Origin of the sequence: Streptomyces sp. Go-475 (assembly GCF_003330845.1) — a bacterium.
GTDB lineage: Bacteria > Actinomycetota > Actinomycetes > Streptomycetales > Streptomycetaceae > Streptomyces.
In genome coordinates, this window is record NZ_CP026121.1 from 6,900,335 (window position 1) to 6,916,269 (window position 15,935).

6 protein-coding genes are annotated in these 15,935 nt (G+C 69.3%); all 6 read left to right on the forward strand.

The genetic code is table 11. From position 1 onward, the window contains the following. The first annotated feature begins 15 nt into the window (after window positions 1-15). The 6 genes from C1703_RS31500 to C1703_RS31525 all read left to right on the forward strand — a co-directional run bounded on the left by C1703_RS31500 (window position 16) and on the right by C1703_RS31525 (window position 15,924). Complete coding sequence (locus C1703_RS31500) at window positions 16-291, forward strand: phosphopantetheine-binding protein (protein ID WP_086558383.1); 276 nt, start codon at window positions 16-18, stop codon at window positions 289-291. Then, window positions 288-5,642, forward strand: coding sequence for a type I polyketide synthase (locus C1703_RS31505; protein ID WP_114256011.1), 5,355 nt, complete (start codon window positions 288-290; stop codon window positions 5,640-5,642). The genes C1703_RS31500 and C1703_RS31505 overlap by 4 nt, the downstream gene beginning before the upstream one ends. Beyond that, window positions 5,639-7,489, forward strand: a complete 1,851-nt coding sequence (locus C1703_RS31510) for a condensation domain-containing protein (protein WP_157993191.1) — start codon at window positions 5,639-5,641, stop codon at window positions 7,487-7,489. The genes C1703_RS31505 and C1703_RS31510 overlap by 4 nt, the downstream gene beginning before the upstream one ends. Then, window positions 7,482-11,546, forward strand: a complete 4,065-nt coding sequence (locus tag C1703_RS31515) for an SDR family oxidoreductase (protein ID WP_114256012.1) — start codon at window positions 7,482-7,484, stop codon at window positions 11,544-11,546. Before C1703_RS31510 ends, C1703_RS31515 begins: the two co-directional genes overlap by 8 nt. Window positions 11,547-11,764: 218 nt before the next feature. Beyond that, entirely contained in the window at window positions 11,765-15,091 is a 3,327-nt protein-coding gene (locus tag C1703_RS31520; protein WP_232840644.1) for an aminotransferase class III-fold pyridoxal phosphate-dependent enzyme, read from the forward strand. Between the two features lie 155 nt (window positions 15,092-15,246). Then, entirely contained in the window at window positions 15,247-15,924 is a 678-nt protein-coding gene (locus C1703_RS31525) for a ThuA domain-containing protein (protein ID WP_114256014.1), read from the forward strand. Window positions 15,925-15,935: the final 11 nt, after the last annotated feature.

Sequence of the window (15,935 nt, forward strand, 5' to 3'; positions counted from 1 at the left end):
CGGAGTGAGATTTCGATGAACAAGCGGGACACGGTCAAGGCCGCACTGCTCGAGATCGTGAACGAGGTGGCCGGCCCGGTCGAGCACCTGGACGAGGACCAGCTCCTCGTCGATCAGCTCGGTCTGGAATCGCTGCACCTCGCGCGGCTCGTCGCCGTACTGGAGATGGAGCTGGACACCGACCCGTTCTCCGACACATTGCCCATCACCAGTGTGCGCACGGTCGGTGACCTGCTGCAGGCGTACGACCCGGTCGTCCTGCCTCGCCTCGGTGCCGGCGAGCCGTCATGACACAGCACGGACCGGACGGGCAACCGATCGCCATCGTGGGCATGGCCGCCCGCTTCCCCGGAGCCACGGACGTGGACCAGTTCTGGGACGCGATCGTGGCCGGACGCGAGGCGATACGCGACCTCGGTGACGAGGAGTTGCTCCGCGGTGGTGCGAACCCGGAGTGGCTGAAGAACCCTGATTACGTGAAGGCGACCGCCTCGATCGACGACGTCGACCTCTTCGACGCGGCCTTCTTCGACATCTCCGGCCGCGAGGCCGCCGTCATGGACCCCCAGCAGCGGATCTTCCTGGAGACCTGCTGGCATGCTCTCGAGAACGCGGGTCTGCGCACATCGGCCGGGACCGGGACGCCGGTCGGTGTCTTCGCCGGCAACGGCGGTGTTCTCACCAGTTACCTTCCCGAGGTATTGAACAACGCCGGGCCACTGGAAGATCCCACGGCCTCCCTCGAGCAGCTCGGGACCGACAAGGATTTTCTCGCCACCCGGGTGTCGTACAAGTTCCATCTGACCGGGCCCAGTCTGACGGTGCAGACCGCTTGCTCCACTTCGCTGGTCGCGGTGCACCTCGCCGTCCAGAGCCTGTTGCGCGGCGAGTGCGACGCCGCACTGGCCGGCGGCGTGAACATCAGGCTCCCCCAGGCCGCCGGGTACTGGCACCGCCGGGGCGGCATCCTGTCGCCGGACGGGCGCTGCCGCCCGTTCGACGTCAGTTCGCAGGGGACGATCTTCGGCAGCGGCGTGGGCGCCGTCGTCCTCAAACCCCTGGCCGACGCGCTGCGAGACGGTGACACCGTCTACGCCACCATCCTCGGAACCGCTGTCAACAACGACGGTGGCGGCAAGTCGAGCTACGGCGCCGCGAGCCTGTCCGGCCAGCTGGCCGCGATGCGTCAGGCGCTCCAGGTATCCGGAGTCGATCCCGCCACGATCGGCTACGTCGAGGCGCACGGAACCGGGGTACCGCTCGGTGATCCCACCGAGATCGGCGCGCTCAAGCAGATCTTCGGACGAGCCGACCCCTGCGCCATCGGGTCGGTGAAGGCGCTGATCGGGCACATGGAGGCGGCGTCGGGCATAGCAGGCCTGATCAAGGCTGCTCTGTCCCTGCATCGGGGACAGATCCCGCCCAGCCCGTATTTCACGGCACCGAGTCCTCGCCTGAAGCTGGACGACACGGGCTTGTTCGTCAACACGGCGCCGCTGCCCTGGCCCGGATCTCCCCGCCGGGCCGCGGTCAACTCCCTCGGCATCGGCGGCACCAATGCCTTCGCCGTGCTGGAACAGGCACCGGAACTCACGCGGCCGGACCGGCGTCCGGGGTACGAGCTCGTCACGATCAGTGCCAAGACCGCGGACGCGTTGCGGGAACTGGCGGACCGGTGGGCGAACCGCCTGCGCGAGCCGGACGCGGTCCTGAGAGATCTGGCCTACACCAGTCAGGTCGGTCGCCGCGCGCTGCGACACCGGCTCAGCGTCATCGCCGACACCGGCAACGCGGCAGCCGAGCGCGTCGAAGCGTGGCTGAGGGAGGGGACCGGGGCAGCGGACGAGGGGGAGTCCGCGCGGGCCAAGCCGAGGGTCGGGTTCCTCTTTCCCGGTCAGAGCTCCGAGTACGCCGGGATGGCCGTCGAACTCCACCGTGCGCATCCGCTGTTCCGCGCCGCACTGGACCGGCACGCGGAAACCTTCCGCCGCCTCACCGGAGTCGGCCCCCTCGAGGTGTTCGCCGACCCTACGGCGCAGCTGCGGGCGGAACTGCTTCAGCCGGCGGTTTTCCTCCTGCAAGTCACGCTGGCGGAATTCTGGGCCTCGTGTGGGGTGCGGCCGGACGCAGTGGTCGGTCACAGCCTCGGCGAGTACGCGGCCGCCTGCGTGGCCGGCGTGTTCAGCGTGGAAGAGGGACTGGAGCTGGTCTGCGCGCGCGGCCGTGCCTTCGCGGCTGTTCCTGGCAGCGGCCGGATGGTCGCCGTCGGCTGCACCGACGGGGCCGAGCTGGAACGGCTGGTCAGGGCCAAGGGCGGTTCGGCGGCGATCGCCGCGTACAACGCGCCGGAACGGTTCACGGTCTCCGGATCGGACACCGAGACAGGCGAGTTGGAAGGCGAGTTCCGACAGCGGGGCTGGGTCACCGTCCCTCTGGAGACGACGCACGCCTTCCACTCACCGTTGGTCGCTCCGGCTGTCCCCGCACTCGTCCAGGCCGCAGGCCGGATCACCCATCGGCAGCCCGTCCTGCCGATGGCACTGAACCTCACCGGCACATGGGCGGGCCGTGCGGAGATCGGTGCGGAGTACTGGGGACGGCAGCTCACTTCACCGGTCAGGTTCACGCCCGGCATCCGCGAACTCCTCAGCGGGGGATGCACGGTCTTCCTCGAAATCGGCCCAGGCCGGACGCTTACCACCGCCGGCCGTACTCAGTCCGACGGTGATGTGGTCTGGCTGCCCGGGCTTGAGCCCAGGACCCCGGATCCCGTCACGGTGCTCGCCCGCCTGGCGCGTTTGGACAGGGCAGGAATACCGGTCGACTGGGCGGAGTACTACGCGCCCCTGCAAGCGGTCAGGGCTTCCGCTCCTCTCTATCCCTTCGCACGGGCCCGGCACTGGACCGCACCGGCGCCTTCCGGCGCAGAGCCGCCCGCGCGACCGGCCGGAGACCTGCCCGAGCTGAACCGACTCGCGCTGCCGCAGTCCACGCAGCGGCGCTACGAGACCACAGTGGCCGCGAGGGCTCCGCGTGCGCTCGCCGATCACGAGATCTCTGGCCGCCTCGTCGTGCCCGGGGCATACCACACCGCCTGCCTGATGGAGGCCGTGGCCGCCGACTCCGCTGCGGTTGTCGAGGATCTGGTCTTCCCGCGAGCGCTGGAGGTCGACGAGGCGCGACACCGGCTCCAGCTCGTGCTCACTCCGGCCGGGGACCACAGGTTTGTCGCACAGTCGCTCAGTCTGGCGCATGCGGACGATCCACTGGCCGACGAGTCCTGGCAGGTGCACGCGGAGGGACGGATCCAGCGCACTGACGCCCCCGCGCAGCCACTGGAGCCGTCTGTCTACCGCGCAGGCCGGCCGGTTTCCCCGGCTGATCTCTACCCGCTGTTCGAGGCGGCGGGCTTCCGGTTCGGCCCGGCGTTCCAGTGGATCGAAGAGCTGCGGCTGGACGGCGAGGACAGCTCCGGCGACCTCAGCCTCGCGGCAGACTCGCCTCGGGAGCGCACCATGGCACTGCTCGACTCCTGCGTTCAGCTGGCCATCGCGGCACGGATCGTCCGTGCTGCCCCCGAGGACGGCGTGCTGCTGCCGTTCCGGATCGAGCGGGCCGTGTTCCACCCGTCCCGCAACGCTGCGGAATCAGGAGTCGCGCGCATCCGGCACCGCGAGGCCGATGCCTCGGGAGCACTTGCCGATGTATCCCTGACCGACCACGAGGGCAACCCGCTGCTCGAGCTGTTCGGCCTCCAGCTGAGAGCGGTCTCCTTCCGTTCGCCCGAGGCCGAGATCCACACGGACCAATGGGAGTTGGCCGAGGCGGCCGGTGACACGTCGCCCACCCCCGGAACCTGGATCGTGCTCGCCGACCTTCAGGGGCACTGGCGTCCCGCGGTCACCGCACTGGAGGCAAGCGGCAACCGGTGTGTGATCGCCGAGATGGGCACGGCCTTCACCCGCCTCGGCGATCACCGATACGCGCTGGACCCCGCCGACGCGGAACACCTGGCGCAACTGTTCCGCGACACCGGGCCGGCGAGCGTACTGCACTGCCTCGGCCTGGACGCACAGCAGACACGGACCGCCTGTGGCAGCGTGCCCGCACTCGTGCAGGCCACCGAGCGCGCGGACTGGACGCCCGATTCCGTAGTACTGCTGACCCGCGGAGCGGTGGCCGTGCACGAGCCCGGGGAGGTCAGCGACCCTTACGGGGCGATGCTGTGGGGCCTTGGCCGGAGCGCGGCGATCGAAGCACCTCAGCTGAACCTGCGGTTGCTCGACGCGGACCCACGCGACCTCACCGGCGCGCCGAATGTCCCGCCCGCATGGCCCGGCGCTGAAGCCGCGATCCGCGACGGACGGCTCTACCGGCCCACGCTGCACCGCGAGTCGGCGCTGCCGACACGCCCTGGCCGGCTCGCCGCCCACGGGTGCTACCTGATCACTGGGGGGACCGGAGCGCTCGGTCTGCGTACCGCCGCGTGGCTGGCCGGGCGCGGGGTGCGTCACATCGTGCTCGCATCGCGGCGTGCACATGAGGTACAGATCGAGCAACAGATCCGCGAGCTGGAGCAGTCAGGGGCGAAGATCACCCTGGCCGGCCTGGATGTCACGGACGAGGCCGCGGTCAACCAGCTCGTCGAGCGTGTGCACCGGGAGCCGGGCGGCCTCACGGGGATCGTCCACGCGGCCGGTGTGCTCGATGACGCGGTGCTGTCGCAGCTGAGCTGGGACCGCTTCCGGTCGGTAGTGGACCCGAAGGTCGCCGGTGGTTGGCACCTGCACCGCGCCACTCTGGATCTCGACCTTGAGCACTTCATCCTCTTCTCCTCCACGGCTGCTCTGCTCGGTGCGCCTGGGCAGGCCCATTACGCGGCTGCCAACGCTTTCCTCGACGGACTCGCCCACTACCGGCGCGGGTTGGGACTCCCCGCCCTCAGTGTCGGCTGGGGGCCGTGGCAGGCGGGTATGGCGGCGCAACTGAGTGAGCGCCTGCAGACCCGGCTCGTGGAAGGCGGGTTCACCCCGCTGGAAGCCGATCCGGCGTTCGCCGCACTCGACCGGCTCCTGGCCGGCCCCGGTGGTCACTACGGTGTCTTCTCCGTGGACTGGTCCCGCTACCTGAACCGGTTTCCCACCGGGCGAGCAGTCGTCATGGGCGAGGGAATGCCTGCCGGGGACGGGGCAGAGGCGGGCAGGCGGCTGCGGCGGGACTGGCTCGGCGCCACACCGGAACGACGCCGAGAGCTGGTGCTCGCATACCTACGCTCCACGCTGGCTGCGCGACTCGGCATGTCCGAGGCCGCCGTCGACGAGGACCTCCTGCTCCACCAAGCCGGGCTCGATTCGCTGGTGGCGGTCGAAGTACGCGGCCAGATCTTCCGCGACCTGGACGTCGACCTGCCGCTCACAGGTCTCCTCCAAGGCAAGGCCCTGCGCCTGCTCGTCGATGAGCTGGCGGAACGCCTGACGCTCGACGCCCCGGTCCAAGCTGCCGTGCCCACTGCCGTGCCGACCGTCGTGGAGCCCTTCTCACCAGAGGAGGCGGAACGCCTCCTGGCCAACCTCGACTCGCTGACTGAGGACCAGATCCAGGCACTGCTGCCCTGGCTGGCCGATCAGGACGGACCCTCATGACCGACGACATCCAGAACTGGGGCATACGGAAGAGGCTGGAGGCAACACTCCGGTCGCGCGCCAGTCAGGCGCGGACCGAATATCCTCTCTCGTACGCCCAGCGCCCGCTTGTGCTGCTGCATCGGATGAATCCGGACAGCGCGTCCTACAACGTCGGGTTCACCGCCCGGTTCACCGGCGGATTCGACTCCGCCACGTTCGGCAGCGCGGTCGCGTCCCTGGTCGGGCGGCACGCGGCCCTGCGCACCACCTTCAGCGGCACCGACCTCCAGACAGTGCACGGTTGGCTCGAACCCGATGTCGCCGAACTGGACGCCCGCCAGTGGAACCAGCGGCAGATCGAGGACGCGATACGCCGTGCCTATCTCGCTCCGTTCGACCTGTCGGCCGGACCACTGGTCCGGGTGCGGACGTATGCGGTGGCACCAGGAGAGGCCGTGGTGCTGCTGGCTGTGCACCATGTGGTGTGCGACTTCTGGTCACTCGGCGTCATGGTGGCGGAACTCGAGCAGCTCTACCTGGCGGAGGCGGAACGGAGGCCCTCCCAACTGCCCGGAGGCAATGTCCCCTACAGCGATTTCGTCGCCTCTCAGCAGGAGCTGATCCAAGGGGAGAAGGGCAGCAGAGCGCGTGCCTATTGGCATGCTCAGCTCGCCGGCCGGCTCGAGCCGGCCGAATGGCCCCCCTGCGCACTCGGCCCGGATACCGACGGGGGCGGATCGATCGTGTTCCCCATCGCGCCAGAGCTCGTCGACGGGGTGCGCGCGCTGGCCAAGGAGGAAGAGGCCACACCTTACGGCGTCTTGCTGACCGTCTTTCAGGTCCTCATCGGCCGCTACACCGGGCGGCACGACGTCCTGGTGGGGTCTCCCTTCGCCGGCCGGACCAGTCCGGCGATGGCCGAGTGCGTCGGCAACTTCGTCAACCCCGTCGTGCTGCGCGCCGATCTGAGCGACGCGGTGGCGTTCCGGGAGCAGCTGGACCGTACTCGCCGTACCGTCATCGACGCGCTCGAGCACCAGGACTACCCGTTCGAGTTGCTTGTCGGCGAGCTGGCGCCGCGTCGGGTGGACGACCGTAACCCGATCTTCCAGACGATGTTCAGCTACCAGAAACCCAGCCGGTACCCGGCGCTGGCCGGTCTCTACGTGGCTGACGACGGCGCGGCCCCCGTCGGCTGGGCGGGGCTGACCGCGGTGCCGTTCCGGCTGGACCAGCAGGACGACCAGCTCGAGCTCGTACTCGAGGTCGTGCACGACGGCGACCGGCTCGTCGGGCTGCTCAAGTACCGCAAGTCCGTCTTCTCGGCTCAGGCGGCTCGTCAGGTAGCCGAGAACTATCTGGCACTGCTGCGAGCCGCGCTGGCAGACCCTGGCCGCAGTGTGGCGGAACTCCCGATGGCGTCCGACGTCACCCCCGGCACCAGCCGGCGCACGGCCACGGTCCGTGAGTCCGCCGGCGCGGCCCCTGGGAGCGGCACCGCGCTGCGGGGTATCGAGCAGCGGATCACGGCCATCTGGCGGCAGGTGCTCGGGCGCGAGCGGATCGGGCGGGACGACAACTTCTTCGACCTCGGTGGCAACTCCATGCTGCTGGTGCAGGTGCACGAGATGCTCGCCGACGAAACCGCGGGCACTCCGCTGAAGATCAACGAATTGTTCCGCTACCCGACCGTGGCCAGTCTGGCCCGACGCCTCGGCCGGACCGCCGCTGGGGCCGGTCCGGCCCCTGACCGAGGCCGGGCGTCGAGCAGGCGGGCACAGCTGGCGGGCGGAACGGCCCGCAGCGCACGCCTGCGCGCACGAGAACGTCGCCAGCTGGACACCGACAGGGGCAACGATGACTGACGGGAGCGTGGGCGGTCCGGCGGTTCGGCCGAATGACGTGGCCGTGATCGGCATGTGCGGCCGGTTCCCCGGCGCCGGGAGTGTGGCTCAGTTCTGGAACCGGCTGCGTGCCGGAGACGACATGCTGACCACGTTCACGGACGCCGAACTCGCGGCCGCCGGGGTGCCGGAGCAGGTGTTGCGCGACCCCGGCTACGTCAAGCGAGCCGCATCCCTGCCGGACGCGTACGACTTCGACCACGAGTTCTTCGGCTTCACCAAGCGCGAGGCGAAGCTGCTCGATCCGCAGCAACGCATACTGCTCGAGGTCGCGTGGGAGCTGCTCGAGACCATCGGCTACTCCGGGGGAACGGACGCCCAGGGCATCGGTGTGTTCGCAGGTGCGTCGATGAACACGTATCTGACCAATGTCGTGGCTCGTTCCTGTGACCCGCTGGGCTACGACGGAACCGAGCTCATGATCGCCAACGACAAGGACTACCTGACCACCAGGATCTCGTACAAACTGGGCCTCACCGGGCCGAGCGTCAACGTGCAGACCGCCTGTTCGACGTCACTGGTCGCGGTGCATGTGGCCGTGCAGAGCCTTCTCACCGGTGAATGTGACATCGCCCTTGCAGGGGGAGTGTCGGTCATCGCCAACGACTATCCCGGCTACGTCTTCAGCGAAGGAATGATCCTCTCCCCGGACGGGCGGTGCCGACCGTTCGATGCCGACGGAGCAGGGACGACATTCGGTGACGGGGTGGGTCTCGTCGCTTTGAAGCGGCTGACCGAGGCGATCGAGGACGGCGATCAGATCCTCGCGGTGGTGAAGGGCTCGGCGATCAACAACGACGGCTCCGACAAGATCGGATACACCGCCCCGAGCATCGGCGGGCAACGGGCCGTGATCGCCGAAGCGCAGGCGGTGGCCGAGGTGGACGCCGGCACCATCACCTACGTCGAAGCCCACGGCACCGCCACAGCCCTGGGCGACCCCATCGAGTTCGCCGCGTTGAGCGAGGCCTTCGCCGACGGAGGTGCCCGGCCGGGCCAGTGCGCCTTGGGCTCGGTAAAGGCGAACATCGGGCACGTCGCCGCCGCGGCGGGAATCGCCGGCTTCATCAAGGCGGTGCTGGCGCTGCGGCACCGGGAGATCCCTGGGCACCCGGCGTTCACCCGGCCCAACCCCCAGATCGACCTGGTGGGCAGCCCCTTCTACATCAACACCCTGCCGATGGCCTGGCCGGCGGGTGAAACCCCCCGTCGGGCCGGGGTGAGTTCGTTCGGCATCGGTGGCACCAACGCCCATGTGGTCCTCGAGGAGGCTCCTCCCCCTGCCGATCGGCCGGCGAGGCCCGGCGGCCCGCAGACACTTGCCGTGAGTGCCCACAGCGACGTGGCGCTGCGCGAGCTGGCCCGTCAGTTGGCCGACGCGCTGGAGGAGCCGGACGCGCCCGACCTCGTGGACGTGGCTTTCACACTGCGGCAGGGCCGGCGCGGCTCTTCGCACCGCTACGCCGTCACCGCGGCAGACCGCGCCGGCGCCGCGGCCGGATTGCGTGCGCTCACCGACGGCAGGAGCACCGGCGTACGGGTGGCGGAGACCACCCCGACCGTATCGTTCCTGTTCGGCGACGTCCCGGCCGAGGAATTCAGTGTGCTGTCCGCACGGCTGTCCGCGGTCGCCGACCTGGCGGAGCGGTCCACCGGGTGTGCCGTCGCGAGCGCGGACGACCCGTCGGCGGCTCTGCTGACCGCGAGCCGGGTGCTCGCGACGCTGTGGACGGAGTCCGGCGTTCGGCCGGCGGCGGTCGGGGGAGCCGGGGTGGGCGAACTCCTCGCAGCGTGCTTCGCCGGGGTCTTCGAACCGTCTGACGCGCTGGCACTGCTGTCCTGGCGAGCAGGAACGGCCGCGCACGTCCCCGAGGTGCGCCCGAGAGTTCCGGACCTTCCCATCCTGTCGGCCGTCGTGGGCGGCGAACTGCCGCAGACGCGGGTGCTCGACCCGCTGCACTGGACCCGGGACATATGGGAGGGCGACCGGCTGGCCGAGGCGTTCTCCGGCCGGGCAGCGCAGGGTGCGGCCGTGGTGGCCATAGGAAACCCCGCAGTGCTCCCGGCAGGCTCCGGCCTCGACGACGAACAAGGCCTGCCACCCCTGGAACGGCTGCTGACCGCCGCGGGACGGCTGTGGACCGAGGGCGTGCCGGTGGACTGGTCTGCCTGGTACGGAGGGCCTCAGTACCGCGTCCCCCTGCCGGTGCACCCGCTGGAGCGCACCTTCCTCCGTCTCGAACCGCCATCTGCCTCCGTCCAGGAAGAGCAGGGCCGCGGGCAGAACCCCTCCGAGTGGCTGTACACACCGTCGTGGCAGCGCCTCGGCCCAGGGGCGGGCGGGTACCCGGAGAGCGCCTTGCCCATCGGCCCATGGCTGTTGTTCGGGGATTCCGGCGGGGTCGGCGACTCGCTGGCGGACTCTCTGCGCGAACAGGGCGCCGAGGTGGTGCTGGTACGTCAGGGCGGTGCTTTCAGCCGAGCCGACGCCACTTCCTTCATCGTCGATCCCATGGATTCCGGCGACTACGAGAGGTTGTTCGATGCGCTGGCCACGGACGGGCTGGCTCCTGAGCGGGTAATACACCTCTGGTCCCTTGACATCGCTCCAGGGCACCTTGCGACCGACAGCCTGGATCACGCCTGCGGCATCGGGCTGTTCTCCGTTCTCGACGTCGCCAGGCAACTCGGCCGCAGTCCGGGCCGCAAAGGCGCGCACCTCGCGGTGGTGGCCCGAGACGTGCACGACATCACAGGCGGTGAAGTCCTTGTGCCTGCCGCCGCGATGACCGGCGCCGCACTGAACCTCGTCTCCCAGGAATTCGCCGGGCTCCGTTGCCGAAGCATCGACATCGGCCGGAGCGCCCTCGCACCGGAAGCCCTCCTCGCGGAGATCGTCGCCCCGACCGGCGCGCCGATCGCGTTCCGGAACGGGCGCCGTTGGACGCAACGGTTCGTTCCCGCAGCGGCTGCCCCCGGCCCGTCGACCCCGGCCAGTCGGCTGCGGCCCGGTGGCGTGTACCTCGTCACCGGCGGTCTCGGACGGACGGGGCTGGCCCTCGCCGGCCACCTGGCCCGCGTCGCCGGAGCCAAGCTGGTACTCACCAGCGACTCCCCGCTTCCGCGACCCGACGAGTTCGACCGATGGATCACCGAGTACGGAACAGCCCACCCGGTCAGCCGAAGGATCGAGGCCGTCCGCGACGTCGAACGTCTCGGCGGCACTGTCATGGCGGAATCCGTCGACGTCACCGACGCGGGAGCGATGCGGGAGCTGGTCGGCACCGCCCGTCAGCGGTTCGGCCGGATCGACGGATGGTTCCACTGCGCCGACGCACCGCACGACCAGGCCCCGTGCCGGGTCGACCGCACTGACCGGGCCGCCTGGCGGCAGGCCCTGGCTCCCAAGGTCCGCGGAGCGCTGGTGCTGGCCGAGGTCTTCGGTGACACCCTCGTCGATTTCGGCGTCATGATGTGCTCACTCACCTCGGTGCCGGGCGGAGGCGACCCGTGCCGTTCGGCAGCCGACGGCTTCCTTCACGCACAGGCGTCGGGCGTGGACGGACTGATCACCGTCACCTGGGACGAGTCCCTGTCACCAGGGCAGCGCGCCGATGTCCTCGACTTTGCACTGCGCTCCGACATGCCGTCTCTGCTCTCGGTGTCCCTCACCAACCCGGAACACCGCGTCCAGGGGCAGTGGGCTCTCCCGGACCCAGTCCGCCCGGTGCTCGCCTCCCCCAGGCAGCAGCTCCGCGGGAACGAGCTGAAGGCGGCTCTGGCGAAACTGTGGTCCGAAGTGCTGGGGACGGAGATCAGCCGTTACGACGTGAGCATGCTCGACGTGGGTGGCGACGAGCTGCTCGTGGTCAGGCTCGCCCGGCGAATCGAGGAAGAGCTCGGTGTGCCGCTGTCGGCTGTCGAACTCCTCGCGAACCCGACCATCGATCGCCTGGCGGCGAGCCTGGGCCCCGTCTCGATCGTTCACGGTGGTGGCCTGCGGAGTGCCTTCTCATGACGCCCTTCTCGTGCCCGGGCCGACTCCTCGGCGTTGCTGAACCTTCGCCTCGTACACGCCGCATGTCACCGCCGGCACCACGCTGGTGATCACGAAAGGGCCAAGAACGCATGACCGTCCCTAGCAGCCCGAGGGGTCCGCTTGAGCCGGACGCGGGGACAACCCGCACGTCCGGTTCTGAGGCGGCTACCCGACTGTTCGACCACGAGGAGAGCGCCGTGGAACCCCTGCTCCAGGAGATTGCCGCAATCGTCGGTGACTACTTCGACGTCCAGCCCGAGCGGCTGTACCCCGACGTCGCGTTCGCGGACCTCGGGGACTCGATGTCGCTGCTCGGCATGGCGCAGCGTCTGGAGGACCGCTATGGCTGCAAAGTGCCGCTTCGGCAACTCTTCACCGACGTCCAGACCCTGCCTGATCTGGCCGCGTACCTTCTCGCACACGCATCGACGGAGAAGCTGCCGCGAGGAGAGGCCCTACCGCCCGCCGCCACTGCCTCCACCACTGCTCCCACCGCCGATGCCGTAGCGAGCTCGGCGCCGGCCCCGGTCTCGCCGCAGTCGATCGACAGCCGGCCACCCGTCACAGCAGCGCCGTCAACCGAGTTGTCGATGGACCGTGCCGTGTCGCCAGGAGCCTCGACGGCCGTGCAGGACCTGATCAGGGAACAGCTCGTGGTCATGCAGCGTCAGCTTCAGCTGCTGGCGGGCAGCGGGCCGGTCTCCGCGGCCGACCCGGCCATGGGGTCCGGGTCCGGGTCCGGGGTCGGTGCTTCGCCGCCTGTGGCGCTCTCCCCGGTGCGGCCGGTTTCGGCGAGAAGCGTGGTGCCACTCGCGCCCGGCGCGCGGAGCAGCGCGATCAGCCCCGTGGAGACCGCAGAGCGCACCCGCTATCTGAAGAGACTCGGTGACCGCCTCAGTTCCCGGACCAAGGGCTCGAAGGAATTTGCCCAACGGTTCCGGACGATGGTCGCGGACAGCCGGTCCACTGTCGGCTTTCGCCCCTCGATCAAGGAGATGCTGTACCCGATCGTCGCCGAACGCGGGCAGGGCTCACGGCTGTGGGACATCGATGGAAACGAGTATGTCGACCTCACCCTGGGATACGGTGTCCACCTCCTCGGTCATAATCCGCCGGCTGTCATGTCGGCTGTTCGCGAGCGGCTGGACGTCGGGTTCAGCCTCGGGCCGCGCACTCAACTGGTCGAGGAAGTCGCCGCCGGAGTACTCGAACTCACCGGCATGGAGCGCGTCGCCTTCCTCAACAGCGGCACCGAAGCGGTCATGACCGCGGTTCGGCTTGCACGGGCAGCAACCGGCCGCGACAAGATAGTGGTCTTTTCCACCGCATACCACGGTCACTTCGACAGTGTGCTCGCTGTGCCGGCCCATGAGAACGGCGTGTTCGGCACCCGGCCGCTCGCACCCGGCATCTCCCCGCATGCCGTGGAAAACGTGTACGTACTCGAGTTCGGCACGGACGAGGCACTCGACTTCATCGACAAGCACGGTGCGGACCTCGCAGCCGTTCTGACCGAGCCGGTGACCCTGCGCACTCCTGGTGTGCAGAAGCCTGATTTCCTGCGCGCGGTCCGGGAGGTGACGAGGGCCCACGGTACGAAACTCATCTTCGACGAGATGGTGACAGGTTTCCGTTGTCATCCGGCAGGCGTTCAGGGGCTGTACGGCATCGAGGCCGACCTGGCCACCTACGGCAAGATCGTGGGAGGCGGCATGCCGATCGGCGTGATCGCCGGACGCGACGGCGTCATGGACTCGATCGACGGCGGCGTCTGGAACTTCGGTGACGATTCCGGCCCGAGGGTGGAATCCACCTTCTTCGGCGGCACGTTCAACCAGCATCCACTCACCATGGCGACGGCCAAGGCGGTCCTTGACCACCTCCGGGCAGAGGGACCCGATCTGCAACGGAACCTCGACCGTAGGACTGCGATGTTCACGGACCAGCTGAACGCCGACTTCCGCGAGCTCGAAGTGCCGATCGAAGTCCACCGGTTCTCCTCGATGTTCAAGTTCGAGCACCAGGCGAACATGGATCCGTTCTATTTCAATCTGCTCGTCCGTGGTGTGTTCGTCTGGGAGTTGCGCAACTTCTTCCTCTCCACCGCGCATGAGCAGGCCGATCTCGACCACATCCGCACCGCGGTGCGTGAATCGGTCGAAGAATTGCGGGACCACGGCATGCTCGGCAGTAGCCGTACTGAACCAGCCGGCCCCCTGCCCCGTGCGGCAGCGCCTCGCAGCACCCACGCGCAGCGGCAGCTACGGGCCCTCGACCGGGGCGGCGTGCCCGCCTTCGAGATGTCTGTGGGGTTCTGGCTGGACGGCTCACTCAACCGCGTCGCACTGCGTGCCGCCGTGCGGGACCTGGTCGCCCGCCACGAGACTCTGAGGACCACGTTCGGTCCGGACGGGGACACGCTTGTCGTCCACCCCGTGCGGGAGACGCCGCTGAGCGACGTCCTGACCGAGTACACCTGCGGGGACGAGGACGACCTCAGCCGCTTCCTGCGGACCTGGGCCGAACGACCGCTCGACCCGGTGGACGGTGAGGTGTTCCGCGCCGCCGTGGTGGAGGTCGACCCCCAACGGCACCTGCTGCTGATAACGGTGCATCACGCGGCAGTGGACGGCTGGTCCTACAGCGTCCTGCTCGACGACCTCGCCGCGATGTACAACGCCAGGTGCCGCGGCACGAGTCCCGAACTGCCCCCGGCCGTGCAGTTCCGGGACTATCTCACCTGGCACGAGCGCATCACTGCCGGTCCCACCGCCGCCAAGCACCGTGACTTCTGGCATTCTCTCCTGAAGGATGTTCCCGCGCCGGAATTGCCGTCGTCGGGACAGCCGAGCCAATTCCCTTACCGCGCGGTACGTCACCGTGTTCTCCTCGACCCGGAGTTCTGCGGGCAGATGCGCGATGCCGCCCGCAAGGAGGGGGTCACGGTCTTCGCCTATCTGGTGGCGGCCTGGGGGGCTTTGCTGCAGCGACTGACGGGGCAGGACAAGATTCTGGTACCGGTCGCGTCCGCCCGGCGCCCGCCGGAACTGGACCGGACTGTCGGATATTGCTCGAATCTGCTGCCGTTGGTCTTTCGCCGACCTGATGACACGTTGGTCGCGGACTACGTGGGCGGGGTGCTGATGCAATTGGTCACCGGGCTCGAGCGCCAGGATTACCCCTTCGCGGAACTGATCACGGACTTTGCGCCGCCGGGGACGGGCTTGCGAAGCGAGTTGTTCACCACGGCCATGTCGTTCTACCGCCAGGTTGCGGTACCCCCCATGGACGGACTGACGGTCTCGGAAGCCGACTCGTCGCCGATCACACACACCGGAAATCCCTTGGCGCTGAACATCGTGGAGAGTGCGGACGGGTTCCGGTGTGAGTTCGATGCCGCAGTCGACATCGTCGATCCCGACCTCGTCGAGCGCCTTCCGGGGTACTACCGAAACCTGCTCAGCGCTATGGTCACCAACAACGAGCGCCCATTGGGAGAGCTGGACCACGAAGGTGAACGGTAGCTCTTCCGGAGGAAGTTGCGGCAGGAGGCTGCCTCGCGTTCGGCCAGGGCATGGGGAACACCGTCGGGGGCGGTTCCCCCGGGGACGGTGACCGAAATTTTTCGGTCACCGGAGGTTCCTCCGGGGCGGCCCCCGGCCTCCTAGGGTCGGATGCCATGGCACCACGACTGCTCGTCCACACCCGCACCACCGGTTACCGGCACGAGTCCATCCCGGCCGGCGTCGCCGCCCTGCGCACCCTCGGTGACTTCGACGTCCACGCCACCGAGGACCCGTCGGCCCTGGAGCAGCCCCTCGGCGGGTACGCGGCGGTGGTGTTCCTCTCCACCAGCGGCGAGGTCCTCACCCCGGCCGGCCGGGAGCGGCTCGCCGCGTACGTGGAGTCGGGCGGCGGCTTCGTCGGCGTCCACGCGGCGGCCTGCACGGAGTACGACTGGCCGTACTACGGCGAGCTGCTGGGCACGTGGTTCGCCCGGCACCCCCGCCACCAGCCCGGCAAGGCCGTCGTCGAGGACCACGACCATCCGGCGACCCGGCACCTGCCCGCCGTCTGGGACTTCACCGACGAGTGGTACGACTTCCGCACCAACCCGCGCGGCCGCGTCCGCGTCCTGGCCACCGCCGACGAGTCCTCCTACGAGGGCGGCGGCATGGGCGCCGACCACCCCCTGGTCTGGTGCCGCGACCACGGCGCGGGCCGCGTCTTCTACACGGCGCTCGGCCACGCCCCCGAGGCCTACGCGGACCCGGCGTTCCGGGCGCACCTCCTGGGAGGCATCCTCTGGGCGGCCGCGCTCCCGCTGCCCCTGCACCACCGCCCGAGGACCTCCTGACGGCTCACGGG

Bases quoted from the DNA above. Each gene is read 5' to 3' on its own strand.
- C1703_RS31500 (WP_086558383.1), top strand. From the start codon at position 16: ATGAACAAGCGGGACACGGTCAAGGCCGCACTGCTCGAGATCGTGAAC.
- C1703_RS31505 (WP_114256011.1), top strand. From the start codon at position 288: ATGACACAGCACGGACCGGACGGGCAACCGATCGCCATCGTGGGCATG.
- C1703_RS31510 (WP_157993191.1), top strand. From the start codon at position 5,639: ATGACCGACGACATCCAGAACTGGGGCATACGGAAGAGGCTGGAGGCA.
- C1703_RS31515 (WP_114256012.1), top strand. From the start codon at position 7,482: ATGACTGACGGGAGCGTGGGCGGTCCGGCGGTTCGGCCGAATGACGTG.
- C1703_RS31525 (WP_114256014.1), top strand. From the start codon at position 15,247: ATGGCACCACGACTGCTCGTCCACACCCGCACCACCGGTTACCGGCAC.